Source organism: Mesorhizobium sp. B1-1-7, from assembly GCF_006442705.1.
Lineage (GTDB): Bacteria > Pseudomonadota > Alphaproteobacteria > Rhizobiales > Rhizobiaceae > Mesorhizobium > Mesorhizobium opportunistum.
The window spans coordinates 150,564-168,589 of the sequence record NZ_VFWQ01000004.1 but is presented as its reverse complement, the minus strand read 5'-3'; the positions used below and the strand labels follow the sequence as shown (position 1 = coordinate 168,589).

9 protein-coding genes are annotated in these 18,026 nt (G+C 65.1%); 7 read left to right on the top strand and 2 right to left on the bottom strand.

The window, feature by feature from the left end; translation table 11 throughout:
* The first annotated feature begins 213 nt into the window (after nt 1–213).
* Nucleotides 214–558, top strand: coding sequence for a RidA family protein (locus FJ978_RS07925; protein ID WP_140571519.1), 345 nt, complete (start codon nt 214–216; stop codon nt 556–558).
* A 179-nt stretch (nt 559–737) separates the two neighbouring features.
* On the opposite strand, the gene hutC is transcribed toward FJ978_RS07925, so the two are convergent.
* On the bottom strand, nt 738–1,478 hold the full coding sequence (gene hutC, locus FJ978_RS07920) for a histidine utilization repressor (RefSeq protein WP_140571517.1): 741 nt from the start codon (nt 1,476–1,478) through the stop codon (nt 738–740).
* On the bottom strand, nt 1,475–2,827 hold the full coding sequence (locus FJ978_RS07915; RefSeq protein WP_140571515.1) for a formimidoylglutamate deiminase: 1,353 nt from the start codon (nt 2,825–2,827) through the stop codon (nt 1,475–1,477). Before FJ978_RS07915 ends, hutC begins: the two co-directional genes overlap by 4 nt.
* 100 nt (nt 2,828–2,927) lie before the next feature.
* Here FJ978_RS07915 and hutI point away from each other — a divergent pair, with 100 nt between their 5' ends.
* The 6 genes from hutI (at nt 2,928) to FJ978_RS07885 (ending at nt 17,937) form a co-directional block, all read left to right on the top strand.
* Nucleotides 2,928–4,163, top strand: coding sequence for an imidazolonepropionase (hutI, locus tag FJ978_RS07910; RefSeq protein ID WP_140571513.1), 1,236 nt, complete (start codon nt 2,928–2,930; stop codon nt 4,161–4,163).
* Nucleotides 4,160–5,695: a histidine ammonia-lyase gene (gene hutH, locus FJ978_RS07905; protein ID WP_140571511.1), complete on the top strand. Its 1,536-nt coding sequence runs from the start codon at nt 4,160–4,162 to the stop codon at nt 5,693–5,695. Before hutI ends, hutH begins: the two co-directional genes overlap by 4 nt.
* 256 nt (nt 5,696–5,951) lie before the next feature.
* Nucleotides 5,952–6,767, top strand: a complete 816-nt coding sequence (hutG, locus tag FJ978_RS07900) for an N-formylglutamate deformylase (RefSeq protein WP_140571509.1) — start codon at nt 5,952–5,954, stop codon at nt 6,765–6,767.
* 26 nt (nt 6,768–6,793) lie between these two features.
* Nucleotides 6,794–8,464, top strand: a complete 1,671-nt coding sequence (hutU, locus tag FJ978_RS07895) for a urocanate hydratase (protein WP_140571871.1) — start codon at nt 6,794–6,796, stop codon at nt 8,462–8,464.
* A gap of 12 nt (nt 8,465–8,476) precedes the next feature.
* Nucleotides 8,477–9,073 (top strand): HutD family protein, encoded by a 597-nt coding sequence (locus FJ978_RS07890; protein ID WP_140571507.1) that lies wholly within the window; start codon nt 8,477–8,479, stop codon nt 9,071–9,073.
* A 266-nt stretch (nt 9,074–9,339) separates the two neighbouring features.
* The gene (locus FJ978_RS07885; RefSeq protein ID WP_140571505.1) at nt 9,340–17,937 is read left to right on the top strand and encodes a glucoamylase family protein; all 8,598 of its coding nucleotides are present in this window, start codon (nt 9,340–9,342) and stop codon (nt 17,935–17,937) included.
* Nucleotides 17,938–18,026: the final 89 nt, after the last annotated feature.

The window sequence follows — 18,026 nt, the reverse complement described above, 5'->3', positions numbered from 1 at the left end:
GGCAGGCCAAATCCGGCTGCATGCAGAGACCGGTTGGATATGTGATGTTATTACATTAGTCAACAAGCCAATCGGGCGGAATTGCGGCCGGCGGCACAACTTGCCGTGAATCCTGTCCCTGGCTGGTCCAAGGGGATTTGGGTCCGGCGGCCTTGCCCGAAGCAAGTCGCGATTCTAAAGAGGCGCGACCGACAAAAGGAAGGAAAACATCCCATGAGCATTCGTCGCATCGATGTAGGCCCGCGCATGACCCAGATCGTCATCCATGGCAACACCGTCTACCTGGCCGGCCAGGTCGGCGAGCCGGGCGGCAACGTTGCCTCGCAGACCCGGGATATCCTGGCGACCATCGACGAGTTGCTGGCCAAGGCCGGCACCGACAAGACCAAGATCCTGCAAGCAATCATCTGGCTGGACGACATGGGCACCTTCGCCGAGATGAATGCGGAATGGGACAAGTGGGTGCCGAAGGGCCACACGCCTGCCCGCGCCACCGGCGAAGCCAAGCTCGCCAGCCCGGAATATCTGGTCGAGATCATCATCACGGCGGCGATGTGAGGCATTGAAACTGCCGATCTCCCCCCTCGTGGGGGAGATGCCTGGCAAGGCAGAGGGGGGCGCTGTCCCGCCGGCCTTCCCGGTTTTTGAGTAAGCTCATGCCAGGCAACATCGAGGGTCGCGCTCTACGGCGCCCCCTCTGTCCTGCCGGACATCTCCCCCACGAGGGGGGAGATCAGCTACCCCTGCGGCCTGAATCTTGCCACCAGCGTGTGGCTCTCGGCCGCGTAGGTGAAGCGGACATGGGTGACCGGGTGTTCGGCGCTCCATGTCCGTCGTTCGACCACCAGGCAGGGTGCGCCGGCGGCGATGTCGAGTGCCGCCGCGATCTGCCTGTCGGCGGCAACCGCGCGGATGCGGTGCTCGGCCTCGCTCCACGGCACGCGGCCGATCAGCCACGGGCTAGGCGCGACATCGAGAAATTCCTCGTCGGCCGCCCCAGGCACGGCGGCGAGATTGATCAGCCGCTGCTCGTGCGCGAATGGCCGCTTGCCGGCGAAATGCCGGCATTCCAGCGCCAGCACCGATCCGGCGGCGTCGAGCTCCAGCAGGCCGCGATCCTCGGCGCTGCTGCGCCGTTTGTGCCGCGCCACGCGCTCGTAGCGATAGGGCAGGCCGAGCGCTTCGACTTCGATCCTGATGTCGTGGATTTCCAGCACCGCCGCCTGCGACTGCGGCTGGCGGACGAAACTGCCGGAGCGCCGCCGCCGTTCGATCAGCCCGGCCTTGGCCAGCTGCGACAGTGCCTTGTTCACCGTCATGCGTGAACAGCCATATTGGTCGGTCAGTTCATGCTCGAACGGGATGCGATGGCCGGGCGCCCACGTACCGGACAGGATCTTCTCGCTGATGTCGGACAGGATGCGCTGGTGGAGTGAGCCGCCGCCGATGTCCGCATCCGCTATTGCGACCGCGTTCATGCTGAAAGTGCTGTCATGACGCTACGAAACCGCGCGGCGATGGCCTCGCGCTTGGCATGCTTGCCGCCACTGACTTGCTTCTGCCCATGCACCCAGACGCAATCGACCTTGCTGCCATTGGCGAAGATCCAGGCATCGAGGATCGCGTCGCCCGTCTTGCCGGCCAGCGAGGGGTTATCGGCATCGAGCGAGACGAGATCGGCGGCGGCGCCAGTGGCGACCTCGGAGGCGCCGGCGCCAAGCGCGACGCTGCCGCCGTCGAGTGCCGCGTCGAACAGCGCGCGCCCGGTCGAACCGCCTGCCACCGCCAGCACATTGCGGGCGCGGTGGGCGAGGCGCTGCGAATATTCGAGCTGGCGCAATTCGTCGGACAGGCCGATCAGCACGTTGGAATCGGAGCCGATGCCGAAGCGGCCGCCATGTTCCCGGAACAACGGCGCGGCAAAGGTGCCGTCGCCGAGATTGGCCTCGGTGATGGGGCACAGGCCGGCAATGGCGCCGCTCCTGGCCATGCCGATGGTTTCCGCCTCGGTCATGTGGGTGGCGTGGATCAGGCACCAGCGCTGGTCGACCTCAGCGTTGGCGAGCAAGAATTCGACTGGCCGGGCGCCCGACCAGGCGAGGCAGTCTTCGACTTCCTTCACCTGCTCGGCGACATGAATGTGGATCGGCCCATCGGGCGCCAGTGCCGCGATGGCCGTGAGTTCTTCGGGCGTCGCGGCGCGCAGGCTGTGCGGTGCGACGCCGACGACAGCTTGATTCAATGCGCGAACCGATTCGCGGCTTTTCTCAACAAGCCGGGAGAACTGATTCACATCGTTGATGAATCGCCGCTGGCCCTCGTTTGGAGCTGCGCCGCCAAAAGACGAATGCGCGTAAAACACCGGCAGCAACGTCAGGCCGATGCCGGTTTCGCCGGCCGCGGCGGCAATCCGCTCCGCCATCTCGGCAAGATTAGCGTAGGGTTTTCCATCGCGGTCATGATGGAGATAGTGGAATTCGCCGACGCGTGAGAAGCCGGCCTCCAGCATTTCGACATAGAGCTGCGCTGCAACTGCCTCGACCTGGTCGGGCGTCATCGACAGCGCGAAGCGGTACATCACCTCGCGCCAGCTCCAGAAACTGTCTGCGGAGGGGCCGCGGAGCTCGGCAAGCCCCGCCATGCCGCGCTGGAAGGCGTGGCTGTGCAAATTGGGCATGCCGGGCAGCACAATGGAATGACGCTCGTCGCCGGTCGATGCAACGGCTCCGGGCTCGACGGCTGTAATGCGTCCATCGGCGAAAATGATCCGCACATTGTTGTGCCAGCCATCGGGAAGGAGTGCCCGTTCCGCAAGGATCGCTGTCACTTTTTTCTCTCCGCTTCCCTATCCAGCATGCGATGATAGCACTTGCAGTGCGTTTCGATATGTATATACATAATCGCCGCCGATTGAAACGGAAAAGATGATGGCCGCAGAGAGCAAAAGCCGGGCAGGGGATCTTCGTCTGTGGCGCAATGCGCGCCTGGCGACCATGGCCGAAAGTTCCGCCGGACTTGGTGTCGTCGAACATGGCGCGATTGCCGAGCGCGATGGCCGCATTGTCTATGCCGGCCCGGAATCGGAGATGCCGGCGGCATTTTTGCAGGGCGCCGAGACCGTCGATTGCGAAGGCCGCTGGATCACGCCGGGCCTGATCGACTGTCACACGCATCTTGTCTACGCCGGCAACCGCGCCAACGAATTCGAGATGCGGCTGGCCGGCGCGACCTATGAGGAAGTCGCCCGGGCCGGCGGCGGTATTGTGTCCTCTGTCAAGTCGCTGCGCGCCGCCAGCGAGGATGAGCTCGTTGCCCAGACGCTGCCGCGCCTCGATGCGCTGATGGCCGAGGGGGTCACGTCGGTCGAAGTCAAATCGGGCTATGGCCTCGATCTCGACAATGAAAAGAAGTCGCTGCGCGCCGCCCGCCGGCTGGGCGGAGAACGGGCGGTGACGATCCGTGCGACTTGTCTGGCTGCGCACGCCCTGCCGCCCGAAGCAAAGGGGGACAAGGACGCTTTTATCGATCTGGTCGCCAGGCAGATTGTTCCGGCGATTGCCGCCGAAGGACTGGCGGATGCGGTCGACGGTTTTTGCGAAGGCATAGCGTTCTCGCCAGAGCAGATGGCGCGCGTTTTCGATGCCGCCAAGGCCTTGGGGCTGCCGGTCAAGCTTCACGCCGACCAACTGTCCAACCTGCACGGCGCCGAACTTGCCGCGCGCTACGGCGCGTTGTCGGCCGATCATCTCGAATACACGGATGAGGACGGCGCTGCCGCGATGGCGAAAGCCGGCACGGTGGCGACCATCCTGCCCGGCGCCTATTACTTCATCCGCGAAACGAAGAAGCCGCCTGTCGACTTGTTCCGCCGCCATGGCGTGAAGATGGCGGTGGCGACGGACAGCAATCCCGGCACCTCGCCGCTCACCTCGCTGTTGCTCACCATGAATATGGCGGCGACGCTCTTTGGCTTGACCGTCGATGAGTGCCTTGCCGGCGTCACCCGCGAGGCCGCGCGAGCGCTTGGTCTTCTCGGCAAGGCCGGCACGTTGGAAGCCGGAAAATCCGCCGACCTGGCGATCTGGGACATCGAGCGCCCCGCCGAACTCGTCTACCGCATGGGCTTCAACCCGCTCCATGCCCGCATCTGGAGAGGACAATGACCGAACTGACCCTGAAGCCCGGCAGTGCGACGCTAGCCGACTGGCGCGCCATCTATCGTGGCGCCGTGCCAAAACTCGACGATGCCTGCCGTCCAAAGATCAAGGCGAGCGCCGAGGCCGTCGCCAGGATCGTTGCCAAGGGTGAGCCCGTCTATGGTATCAACACCGGCTTCGGCAAACTGGCCAGCGTCCGCATCCCGGCCAGTGATCTCGAGACCTTGCAGCGCAACATCGTGCTGTCGCACGCCGCTGGCGTTGGCGAGCCGATGCCGGTTGCCGTGGCCCGGCTGATGATGGCGCTGAAACTTGCCAGCCTGGCGCAGGGCGCCTCTGGCGTCCGCTCCGAGACCATCGAGTTGCTTGAGGCAATGCTCGCCAACGACGTCATCCCGGTGGTGCCGGCGCAAGGCTCGGTCGGCGCCTCCGGCGATCTCGCGCCGCTATCGCACATGACGGCGGTAATGATCGGCGTCGGCGAATGCTTCACCCCGCATGGCCGCTTTCCGGCCAAGGTCGCCTTCGTCTCGCACGGACTGGAGCCGGTGACATTGGGCGCCAAGGAAGGCCTGGCGCTGCTCAACGGCACGCAGTTCTCGACCGCCTACGCGCTCGCCGCCCTGTTCGAGGCCGAAGTGCTCTACCAGTCGGCGCTGGTTGCCGGCGCGCTCTCGACCGATGCGGCAAGGGGCTCCGACGCGCCCTTCGATCCGCGCATCCATGTGCTGCGAAAGCATCCCGGCCAGATCGAGACGGCGGACGCGCTGCGCAATTTGATGGCCGGCAGCGCTATCAGGGAATCGCACCGTGTCGGCGACGAGCGGGTGCAGGATCCTTACTGCCTGCGCTGCCAGCCGCAGGTCATGGGCGCCGCGCTTACCGTGCTGCGCCAGGCCGCCGAGACGCTCGGCACCGAAGCCAATGGCGTCACCGACAATCCGCTGATCTTCGCCGAGGACGACACCTCGCTTTCCGGCGGCAATTTCCACGCCGAGCCGGTGGCCTTCGCCGCCGACATGATCGCGCTTGCGGTCTGCGAAATCGGCTCGCTGTCGGAACGCCGCATCGCCATGCTGGTCGACCCTGCGCTGTCCGGCATGCCGGCCTTCCTGACGCCGAAGCCCGGCCTGAACTCCGGCTTCATGATCCCGCAGGTGACGGCGGCCGCGCTCGTTTCGGAAAACAAGCAGAAGGCCTATCCGGCGAGCGTCGATTCCATTCCGACCTCGGCCAACCAGGAAGACCACGTTTCGATGGCCGCGCATGGCGCCCGCCGCCTGATCGGCATGGTCGAGAATGCGACGGCTGTGATCGGCATCGAGTTGCTGGCCGCGGCGCAAGGTTGCGATTTCCATGCTCCGCTGGCCTCGAGCGATGCGCTGGAAGCCGTGCGCAAGCTGGTCCGGGACGAGGTGCCGCATCTCGACAACGACCGCCACTTCCACCCCGACATGGAAAAGGCGATCGCCATGGTGCGCAGTGGCGCGACCGTGAGGGCGGCTGGTGCTGTGGCGCTGCCGGGTATTGCGTCATGAATACAGCCGTAGGCCGCGTTCTGTCGCGCCCCCCTCTGTCCTGCCCGTCCTCCGCAGCAGCTGCGCTGCAGCTGCGGAGGGTGGACCGGACATCTCCCCCTCAAGGGGGGAGATCAGCAGCTTCTTTGGCGCCGCCCGTTCTCCCACGCTGGCGATTGGCGAAAGCCGGCGTGACAGCCAATCTCCCCCCAAGAGGGGGAGATGTCCGGCAGGACAGAGGGGGGCGCCATAGAGCTCCAACCTGCGGAGGTTTCGCATGACACCTCCTTGGCTGACAGTAAAACAAGGCACCGCGCCGCTGCTGGTGTCGATCCCGCACACCGGCATCGACCTCGCCGGCCTCGAAAGCCGGCTGGTGTCGCGCTGGCTCGGACGCCGCGACTGCGACTGGTGGATCGACAATCTCTATGATTTCGCCGGCAGCCTCGGCGCCACCGTCGTCCACACCGCGATCTCGCGCACCGTCATCGACGTCAACCGCGATCCGTCCGGCGCTTCGCTCTATCCCGGCCAGGCGACAACAGGCCTTTGCCCGACCGAGACTTTCGATGGCGATCCGCTCTACGGCGAGGGCGAAGAGCCGGGACCGTCGGAGATCGACGAACGGCGCCAGAAGTTCTTCGTACCCTACCATGCCGCCTTGCAGGCCGAGATCGACCGGCTGCGCGGCATGCACGACAAGATCGTCCTCTACGATTGTCATTCGATCCGTTCGGTGCTGCCGCGTTTGTTCGAAGGCACGTTGCCGGTCTTCAATCTCGGGACCAATGACGGCAAGAGCACCGATCCGGCGCTGCAGGAAAAGGTCGCTGCAATCCTGGCCGAAACCGGCGAGACATGGGTCGTCAACGGCCGCTTCAAGGGTGGCTGGATCACCCGCCACTTCGGCCAGCCGCAGAACGGTGTCCATGCGCTGCAGATGGAACTCTCTAACCGGGGCTACATGCGCGAGCCCGACGGGAAGGGCACGCCGGAGAATTGGCCGGTCCCTTACGATGCTACCTATGCGGCGCCGATCCGCGTGACGCTGAAGCAGATTCTCGAAACCGCCATTGACTGGGCCGGGCGCTGACGCGCCGCCATCCGAAAGGGACAATGATGACCAACCCTCGTCACAACATTCGCGAAGTGCGCAGCCCCCGCGGCGACAAGCTCAATGCCCGGTATTGGACGACCGAGGCCCCGCTGCGCATGCTGATGAACAATCTCGACCCCGACGTCGCCGAGAACCCCAATGAACTGGTCGTTTATGGCGGCATCGGCCGGGCGGCGCGCACCTGGAACGATTTCGACAGCATCGTCGCCTCGCTGAAGACGCTTGGCGAGGACGAGACGCTCTTGGTGCAGTCCGGCAAGCCGGTCGGTGTGTTCCGCACGCACGCCGATGCGCCCCGCGTCCTGATCGCCAACTCCAACCTGGTGCCGCACTGGGCGAATTGGGATAAATTCAACGAGCTCGATAAGAAGGGCCTGATGATGTACGGCCAGATGACGGCCGGCTCGTGGATCTACATCGGCACGCAAGGCATCGTGCAGGGCACCTACGAGACCTTCGTCGAGGCCGGCCGCCAGCACTATGGCGGCAATCTCAAGGGCAAGTGGATCCTGACCGGCGGCCTCGGCGGCATGGGTGGCGCCCAGCCGCTGGCCGCCGTCATGGCCGGCGCCTGCTGCCTGGCGATCGAATGCAATCCGGACTCGATCGATTTCCGCCTGCGCACCCGCTATGTCGACGAGAAGGCCGAGACGCTCGACGAGGCGATGGCGATGATCGAGCGCTGGACCAAGGCCGGCGAGGCGAAGTCGGTCGGCCTGCTCGGCAACGCAGCCGAGATCGTGCCCGAAATGTTCAGGCGTGGCATCCGCCCCGACATGGTCACCGACCAGACTTCGGCCCACGACCCGATCAACGGCTATCTGCCCAAGGGCTGGACCATGGCCGAGTGGCGCGAGAAGCGCGTCAGCGACCCGAAGGCGGTCGAAAAGGCTGCCCGCGCCTCGATGCGCGAACATGTCGAGGCGATGGTGGCGTTCTGGAACGCCGGCGTGCCGACGCTCGACTACGGCAACAACATCCGCCAGGTGGCCAAGGACGAAGGCTTCGAGAACGCCTTTGCCTTCCCCGGTTTCGTGCCTGCCTATATCCGCCCACTGTTCTGCCGCGGCATCGGTCCGTTCCGCTGGGCCGCACTTTCGGGCGATCCCGAGGACATCTACAAGACCGACGTCAAGGTGCGCGAACTGACGCCGGGCAACACCCATCTGCACAACTGGCTGGACATGGCGCGCCAGCGCATTTCCTTTCAAGGGTTGCCGGCGCGCATCTGCTGGGTCGGTCTCGGCGACCGGCACCGGCTCGGCCTCGCTTTCAACGAGATGGTGGCCAAGGGTGAGCTCAAGGCGCCGGTCGTCATCGGCCGCGATCATCTCGATTCCGGTTCGGTCGCTTCGCCCAACCGCGAAACCGAATCCATGAAGGACGGCTCGGATGCCGTCTCCGACTGGCCGCTGCTCAATGCGCTGCTCAACACCGCGTCGGGTGCCACCTGGGTATCGCTGCATCATGGCGGCGGCGTCGGCATGGGGTTTTCCCAGCATGCCGGCATGGTCATCGTCGCCGACGGCACGCCGGACGCCGCAAGGCGGCTGGAGCGGGTGCTGTGGAATGACCCGGCGACCGGCGTCATGCGCCACGCCGACGCCGGCTACGACATCGCCATCGATTGCGCCAGGGAACACCAGCTCAACCTGCCCGGCATTCTGGGGTGACAGGCTGAACACATGCGCATCCTTCGTGCCGCCGACTACCGCGTCATGCCGTGGAAGAACGGCGGCGGCACGACGACCGAGATCGTCGTCTGGCCCAACGGTGCCGGGCTCGACGATTTCGATTGGCGCATCTCGATGGCGCGCGTCGAAGGCAGCGGCCCATTCTCGAAGTTTGCCGGGATCGATCGCACGCTTGCCATACTTGAAGGCGAGGGCATCGTGCTCGATATTGCCGGCCGCGCGCCGGCATCGATCAACAGGGCAACCGCCCTGTTTTCCTTTCCGGCCGACGTGCCGACGTCCGCCACGCTGGTTGGCGGGCCGATCACCGACCTCAATGTCATGACCCGCCGCGGCAGGACGACGCACTCGGTCGAACGCCTGGTCGTTTCTGCCCCAGTGGAAATCCGGACGGAGCCCGGCACGACCCTCGTCCTGTGCCCGGACGGGGAGGTGGTCATCGCCGCCGCCGAACCGGTTCGGCTTGGTCCGCTCGACACGTTGCTGGTCGAACGCGACACCGCCAGCCAGCCTGCCCAGCCCACGCTGCTTGTCCGGCCCAACCATGACACGACGCTGTTCGTGATCCGCATACGCGGCAACGATTAACGCTTGTTTCCAAACATGATCGCGATGCCGGCGAAATATAGCGTAAGCTCTTGTCGGCATCACGAAAAAGCCCGAATCCTTTCCGTCGATCGATCCCGATGGGAAGAGGGGCGATCGTCTTTGAATGTTGTCGAGAGATGACGCCCTGTCGCGGTGCGGAAACAAACTTTCGGCAAGTGGGATTATGCAACCAATTGCATTTGAATCGGTTTTAGGGCCATTGCCGTAGCGGTGACGCCGCTGAGTGGCCGCTTACGGAATTTTCAATGAATATTCAGACGAATCCAGCACACATCGAGAAGACAAGCGCGAGCTTTCCGGCCATTACGGAAGAGCCGATAAGATCGACCTTTCTGCCGGAGGAACGCCTCCGGCTGCTCGGCGAAAGCCTGGCAAAAGGCGATCTCACCGACCTGTTCGGCCTGACGCCATTCGACTTCCAGGCCCGCATCCGCGACAGCGCCAAGAAGATACTGGAAGTCTACCGGTCGACCAATGCCGCACAGGGCAAGGGAGAGACGATCACCCCGGCCGCGCAATGGCTGCTCGACAACAACTATCTGGTCGAGGAGACCATTTTCCAGGTCAAGCGCGATCTGCCGCGCCGTTTCTATCGCCAGTTGCCGACGTTGAAGCTGCCCGATGGCGGCACCGTGCCGCGCGCGCTGGCGCTGGCCTGGACCTATGTGGCGCATTCGGACAGTTCCGTCTCGGCAACCATGTTCAAGGCGATCGTCCAGGGTTTTCAGTCGGTCGAGCCGCTGAAGATCGGCGAACTCTGGGCCCTGCCGTCGCTCCTGCGCTTCGTGCTGATCGAGAATCTTCGCCGGCTGGCGGTCAGGGTCAATCGCACCCGCCAGATGCGCCAGATCTCCAACGACGTGGCCGACAAGGTACTGGCGACCGACGACAGCGCCGACCGGCAGGCGATCCTGGCCAATTTCTGCGCGCATGCGCAGGACACCACCTTTGCCACCCAGCTTCTCTATCGCCTGCGCGATGGGTCGCAGAATGCCGGCAAGGCCCTGGAATGGCTTGAAGGCGAGCTCGAGAAGACCGGTTCCGATGCCGAGGAGATCATCATCTCCGAGCACCACACGCTCTCCAGCGGCAATGTGACGACCGGCAACATCATCCGCGGCCTGCGCCTCATCAACGACGTCGACTGGACGGTGTGGTTCGAGGGCGTCAGCCGTATCGATACGGTGCTGCGCGAGCGCACCGACTTCGCCGCTCTCGACTTCTTCTCGCGCGATCAATACCGCACCGCGATCGAGGAATTGGCGCGCCGCTCGAACCTGTCGGAATACCGCGTCGCCGAAAAGGCCATCGAACTGGCCGGCCAAGCCGCAAGCGAACATGCCGCCAGTGAACTTGCACCGGCTGGCGATGCTGCTGATTCAGTGCCGGCTCCGTCCGCGCACACCGATGTCGGCTTCTTCCTCGTCGGCCCGCGCCGGCTGGAGCTGGAGAAGGCGATCGGCTATCGGCAGACGATCAGCCAGACGGTCAAGCGCACCTTCGCCAAGACCGGATGGGTGGGCATCGTGCTGCCGGTGTTTGCGCTTACCGCCCTGCTGCTTGTCGTCACCGGCAACGCCTTGGCCAACCTTGGCCTGTCGGTGACCTCGATCGTCCTGATGCTGGCTCTGTTTGCCGTACCGGCGAGCGAGGGCGCGCTGGCCTTCTTCAACACCGTGGTCTCGCTGTTCCTCAAGCCGACACGCCTTATCGGCTATGACTACAGGCATGGCGTGCCGCCCGAGGCGCGCACGCTGGTGGTGGTGCCGTCGCTGATCGGCTCGCGTGACGATGTCGAGGAAAACATCCGCAACATCGAAGTGCACTACCTCGCCAATCTCGCGGACGAGATCCATTTCGCGCTGCTGTCGGACTGGCCCGACAGCAAGATCGAAATCGATGCGGCCGACACCGAGATCCTCGAATTCGCCCACGCCGAGATCGCCCGCCTCAACGCCCGCTATCCCTCGGAGGGCGCACCGCGCTTCTACCTCCTGCACCGCCGCCGGCTCTTCAACGCGGCGCAAGGCGCCTGGATGGGCTGGGAGCGCAAGCGCGGCAAGCTGCATGAGCTTGACCTTTTGCTGCGCGGCGACAGCGACACCACCTTCCTGCCCTTGGAGGTGCCGCTGCCGGAGAAAGTCGTCCATGTGATGACGCTCGACGCCGATACCCGCACCACCCGCGACGCGGTGGCGACCCTCGTCGGCAAGCTCTGCCATCCGCTCAACCGCCCGCATTTCGACGCAACGCGGCGCGTCGTCACCGCCGGCTACACGATCCTGCAGCCGCGCATCACCGCTTCGCTCACCAGCGGCGACGAAGCCTCGTTCTTCCAGCGTGTGTTCTCGGCCAACCGCGGCCTCGACCCCTATGTCTTCGCCGTCTCGGACCTCTATCAGGATGTCTTCGGCGACGGCTCCTTCACCGGCAAGGGCCTCTATCACGTCGACGCCTTCGAGGCGGCGCTGAAGGGCCGCATCGAGGAAAACACCATCCTCAGCCACGATCTGCTCGAGGGCGCGCTGGCGCGTTCGGCGCTGGTCACCGATGTCGAGCTGGTCGAGGACTACCCGACCCGTTACTCCGTCGACGCCTCGCGCCACCATCGCTGGGCACGCGGCGACTGGCAGCTCCTGGGCTTCATCCTCGATCCGCGCTCCGGCGTTCCGGCCTTGTCGCGCTGGAAGATGATCGACAATCTGCGCCGTTCGCTGACGCCCATCTTCTGGGTGATGGCGGCGATCGCCGGCTGGACCTTGCTGCCCTTCACGCAGGCCGCGCAATGGCAGGCCTTGCTGATCCTCAGCCTGTTCATGGCGCCGACCTTCGACGTCGTCAACGCCATCCTGCCCAAGAGCGGCGACCAGACGCCGCGCGGCCATTTCTCGGCACTCGCCCGCGACGTCGCCTTCGGCACCGCCATGGTGGCGCTGAAGATCGTGCTGATGGCGCACAACGCCTGGATGATGGGCGATGCCATCGTGCGCACGCTCTACCGGCTGTTCGTCAGCCGCCAGAACCTTCTGGAATGGCGCACCGCTTCGCAGGCCCACAAGGCCGGCGACAACGACATCGGCTCCTACTACGGCATGATGTACGGCGCCGTGATCATCGGCTTCGTCGGCCTCGCCATTCCAGTGCTGGCCGATTCCACCGGCGCCTTCGTCGCCTTCTTCTTCGCGCTGTTCTGGATCGGCTCGCCGGCGATCGCCAGCTGGATCAGCCGCTCAGCGGAAACCGAGGACCGCTTGCGCATATCGCAGGCCGATATCCATACGCTGCGCACCGTGGCGCGGCGCACCTGGCATTATTTCGAAACCTTCGTCACGGCAGAGCATCACCATCTGCCGCCCGACAATTTCCAGGAAAGCCCGGCGCCGGTCGTGGCGCCGCGCACCTCGCCGACCAATGTCGGTGTCTACCTCTTGTCGGTCGTCTCCGCGCGCGATTTCGGCTGGATCAGCCTGTCCGACGCCATCACCCGCATCGACGCCACCATGGCGACCATCGAGAGCATGCCGCGCGAGCGCGGCCACCTCTTCAACTGGTATGACACCACGACGCTGAAGCCGCTCTATCCGCTCTATATTTCCGCTGTCGACAGCGGCAACCTCGCTGGCCATCTTGTCGCTGTGGCGGCTGCCTGTGCCGAATGGGCGGAAGCGCCTTCCGTTCACCTCCAGGGCGATTTCGAAGGCATTCTCGACACCGTCACCATCCTCAGCGAAAGCCTCGATGAGCTGCCCGACGACCGCCGCCAGTTGCGGCCGCTGCGCCAGCGCCTCGTCGACCGCCTCGACGGCATGCGGCGCGCGGTCGATACCATCAAGGCGCAGCCGGAAATGGCCTCGATCCGCACCATCAACCTGGCCGTGCTGGCGGGCGAGATCCGCAAGCTGGCGACCGCAATCCACACCGAGGCGGCATCGGCCCAGAGCGACATCATCGTCGACTGGGCGGCCAGGCTGGAAGCGACTTGCGAGGCGCATGTCCACGATGCCCACAGCGACGAAAACGCCGTCGAGGCGTTGCGCGCCAAGCTCCTGACCTTGCGCGAGCGCACGCGCCGCTTCGCGTTCGAGATGGAATTTGCCTTCCTGATGCGGCCGGAACGCAAGCTTCTGTCGATCGGCTACCGGGTCGAGGAACATCAGCTCGACGAAAGCTGCTACGACCTTCTCGCCTCCGAGGCGCGGCTGACCAGCCTGTTCGCCATCGCCAAGGGCGACCTGCCGACCGAGCACTGGTTCCGGCTCGGCCGCCCGATCGTCGAGATCGGCTTCCAGGGCTCGCTGATGTCCTGGTCGGGCTCGATGTTCGAATATCTGATGCCGCCGCTGGTGATGAAGGAGCCGCAAGGCTCGATCCTCAACCAGACCAGCAAGCTGATCATCAAGCGCCAGATGCAGTACGGCCGCCAGAAGAACGTGCCGTGGGGGATCTCGGAAGCGGCCTACAATGCCCGCGACCGGGAACTGACCTACCAGTACACCAATTTCGGCGTGCCCGGGCTTGGGCTGAAGCGCGGCCTTGGCCAGAACACGGTGATCGCGCCCTATGCCACCATATTGGCGGCGCAGTTCAACCCGCGCGAAGCGGTGCAGAATCTTGCGCGTCTGCGCGAGATCGGCGCGCTTGGTCCCCATGGTTATTACGATGCGGTCGATTTCACGCCGCAGCGCGTGCCTGAAGGCACCAACCATGCGGTCGTGCTGAATTACTATGCGCACCATTCGGGCATGTCGATCGCGGCGGTGGCCGACGCGATCTTCGAGGGTCGCCTGCGCGACCGCTTCCACAGCGATCCGGTCATTGAATCTGCCGAACTCTTGCTGCAGGAGAGGGCGCCGCGCGACATCCCGACGGCGACCGTCCGCACCGAGGCCGACGAGCGCTCCAAGGACGAGACCGAGATCGAGAGCCCCGATACCCGCATCGTGCTTGATCCCTTGAGGGCGCTGCGTTCGACCAATGTGATGTCGAACGGCCGCTATTCGGTGATGGTGACCGCGACCGGTTCCGGCTACAGCCGCTGGGGCGATCTTGCCGTCACGCGCTGGCAGCCCGACCCGGTCGAGGACCGGCTTGGTTCCTACATTTTCCTGCGTGACGCCACCACGGGCGACTGGTGGTCGGCGACATCGGAGCCCAAGCGCGCGGCCGAGGAAAAGACGCAGACCCTGTTCTCCGACGACAAGGCGAGCTTCGTAAAGTTGGTTGGCACGCTGCGCTCCGAAGTGGAATGCATCGTCGTCTCCGAAGGCAATGGCGAAGGCCGGCGCGTCACCCTGTTCAACGAAGGGCCGACCGACCGTCACATCGAAGTGACGTCCTTTGCCGAGCTGGTGCTGGGTTTGGAGGCTTCCGACAACGCGCATCCGGCCTTCTCGAAGATGTTCGTGGAGACCGAAATCGCCGCCAACAACGGCGCGATCTTCGCCACGCGCCGCAAGCGCGAAACCAGCGAGCCCGACATCACCCTGGTGCATTTCGTCACCGATCCGTCCGGGCCGGCGCGTGACGCCGAGGCGGAGACCGACAGGCGCGCCTTCATCGGCCGTGGCCGCACCATCGTCGATGCCGCCGCCTTCGATCCCGGCGCCAGGCTCGGCGGCGGCTCCGGCTTCACGCTCGATCCCATCGCCTCTCTGCGCCGCCAGGTGCGCGTGCCCGCCAACAAGAAGATATCGCTGACTTTCTGGACCGTCGTCGGGGCCAACCGCACCGAGCTGGAGGAGGCCATAAACCGCCTCGACCATCAGGAGAGCTTTGCCCGCCAGGCGATGCTTGCCTGGACACGCAGCCAGGTGCAGACCCGTCATATGGGCCTCAGCCTGGCCGATGCCGCCAATGTGCAGAAACTGGCGCGCTATCTGATCTATCCCGATCCGTTCCTGCGCCTGCCGGCCGATTCCATCGCTGCGGGCCTTGGCAAGCAGTCGAGCCTGTGGCCGACCAGCATTTCCGGCGACTTCCCGATCTTCCTGGTCAGGATCGGCGATGTCGCCGATCTGGAGATCGTTGCCCAGGCGCTGCGCTTCCAGGAATATATGCGCACCCGCGGCATGATGATCGACTTCGTCGTCGTCAACGAGCAGGCCTCGTCCTACGTCCAGGACCTGCAGCGTGCGGTCGAGACGCTGTGTGAAAACAGCCGTCTGCGCGGCAAGGAACTCGGCCCCCGACAGCACATTTTCGCGGTGCGCCGCGACCTGATGGAAGAAACCACCTACAGGACGCTGCTCGCCGTCGCCCGGGTGGTGCTGCATACGCGCAACGGCACCATCTTCGACCAGATCGAGCGGGCCGATGCGGCTGCCTTGCAGGCGCGCGACGGCCTTCAGCCGGCCGGGCTGCCGGCTCCGCGCGAAATTACGGCGCCGACGACGCATTCGTTCGCCTCGCAGGCCCTGGCCGATGTCAGCGCCGATGGCGCCGGCCTCAGCCAGTGGAACGGTTTCGGTGGCTTCGACGGCGACGGGCGGCACTATGTGGTGCGCCTTGCCGGCCGGCGCACCACGCCGCAGCCATGGATCAACGTCGTCTCAAATGCTTCTTTCGGCTTCCACACCTCGGCCGAGGGTGCTGCCTTCACCTGGAGCCGCAACAGCCGCGACTACCAGTTGACGCCGTGGTCGAACGACCCGGTCTCGAACCGGCCGGGCGAGGGCATCTATATCTACGACCAGGCCAGCGGCCGGGCGTTCTCGCCGCTCGCAGCCATGGTGCGCGATCCCTCGATGACCTACGAGGCCTGGCATGGCCAGGGCTTCTCGACCTTCCGCTCGAAGCGCGGGCCTCTGTCGATGGACCTGACCCATGTCGTCGATCCCATCGATCCGGTGAAGATCACGCGCCTGCGCATCCAGAACGCCGGCTCGGTGCCGTCGCGGCTGCGCGTCTATGCCTATGCCGAATGGGTGCTCGGCGGGCATCGGTCCCGCACCGCGGCAACCATCGTCCCGTCGCGCGACGGCGCGACCGGCGCGTTGCTGGCGCAAAACCCATACGGCCTCGATTTCAGTGAGCGGGTGGCTTTCCTCGCCGCCGATGCCGGCGTCCACTCGGTGACGGCGGACCGCGCCGAATTCCTCGGCCGGCATGGCTCCAGCGAGCTGCCGCAGGCGGTGCTGAGCGGTGCGGCCTTATCGGGCCGTGTCGAGGCCGGAGACGATCCTTGCGCGGCGATCGCCCGCGACATCGAGATTCCGGCCGGTGGCGACGTTACGCTGCTCTGGCTGCTCGGTGACGCCGAGTCCTCCGCGCAGGCGAGCGCGCTGGTGGAAAGGCACCGCGGCAAGGATTTCGACCAGCGCCTGGCAGACAACGAGCGCGAGTGGCGCGGTTTCCTCGACACCATCCAGGTCGAGACGCCGGACAAGGCCCTCGATGCCATGGTCAATCACTGGCTGCCCTATCAGAGCCTTGCCTGCCGCATCCGCGCCCGCTCGGCCTTCTACCAGGCGAGCGGCGCCTTTGGTTTCCGCGACCAGTTGCAGGACACGCTGTCGCTGCTGGCGCACGATCCGACGCTGGCGCGCGACCAGATCCTCAATGCCGCGCGGCGGCAGTTCCCCGAGGGAGATGTGCAGCACTGGTGGCTGCCGCGCACCGGAGCCGGCGTGCGCACCATGATCTCCGACGACGTGGTCTGGCTGGCCCATGCCACGGCGCGCTATCTGACGGTGACCGGCGATGCCGGCATCCTGAAGGAGCAACTGCCCTTCATCGACGGGCAGGCGCTGGGCGAGGGCGAACACGATGCCTTCTTCACCCCGGAAATCTCGAAGAAGACCGTGTCGCTCTACGACCATTGCGCGCGTGCGCTCGACCTTGCCATCAAGCGCAGCAGTCCTGGCGGCCTGCCGCTGATCCTCGGCGGCGACTGGAACGACGGCATGAACCGCGTCGGCGAGCACGGCAAGGGCGAGAGCGTGTGGCTGGGCTGGTTCCTGCTGAAGACGTTGGGCGATTTCGCCCCCGTCGCCAAGGCCGAGGGCGACACCAAGCGTGCGCAGGCCTGGACAAAGCATGCCGAGGCGCTGAAGCGGGCGCTTGAAAGCACGGCGTGGGACGGCGAATGGTACCGGCGCGGCAGCTTCGACGACGGCACGCCACTGGGCTCCCGCACGTCGCAGGAGTGCAAGATCGACTCCATCGCACAATCCTGGAGCGTGCTTTCGGGTGAGGGCGACCCGGCGCGGTCGACGACGGCGATGCAGCAAGCGACCAAGCTGCTCGTCGACGACAAGCTCAAAATCGTGAAACTGTTCACGCCGCCCTTCTCGAAGACGCAGAAGGATCCCGGCTATATCAAGAGCTATCCGCCGGGCGTGCGCGAGAATGGCGGCCAGTACACCCACGCCGCCACCTGGTTCGTCATTGCGCTGGCCGAGATGGGGCTGACCGATGAAGCCTATCGCTGCTTCTCGATGCTGAACCCGGTCAACCACGCCTTCGACGAGGCCTCGGCCGAGCATTACCGTGTCGAACCCTATGTGGTCGCGGCCGATATCTATGCCGGAGACGACAAGGGAGGCCGTGGCGGCTGGACCTGGTACACCGGCTCGGCCGGCTGGCTCTACCGGGCGGCGGTCGAAGGCATTCTCGGCATCGAACGGCGCGGCAAGCAGATCACATTACGGCCGAAACTGCCCAGCCACTGGGATGGCTACCAGGCCTCGCTCAAAATGCTTGGCGCCGAGATCAAGGTTCATGTCATTCGCGACAAAAAAACCAAGACGATCTCGCTTGAAGTCAATGGTTCGAAGACAAAGTCCGCGTCCTTCGAACCCAAAGCCGGCAGCCAGACCGAGGTTGTGGTCAAGATACCGGGGTGAAATCAAAAGGTTAATCCGACCTATCGCGCGTCCTGCGGGGCGCGCGAAGCCGCGCCCGGTTTACTTGCGCGAGATCCATGGCGGCAACC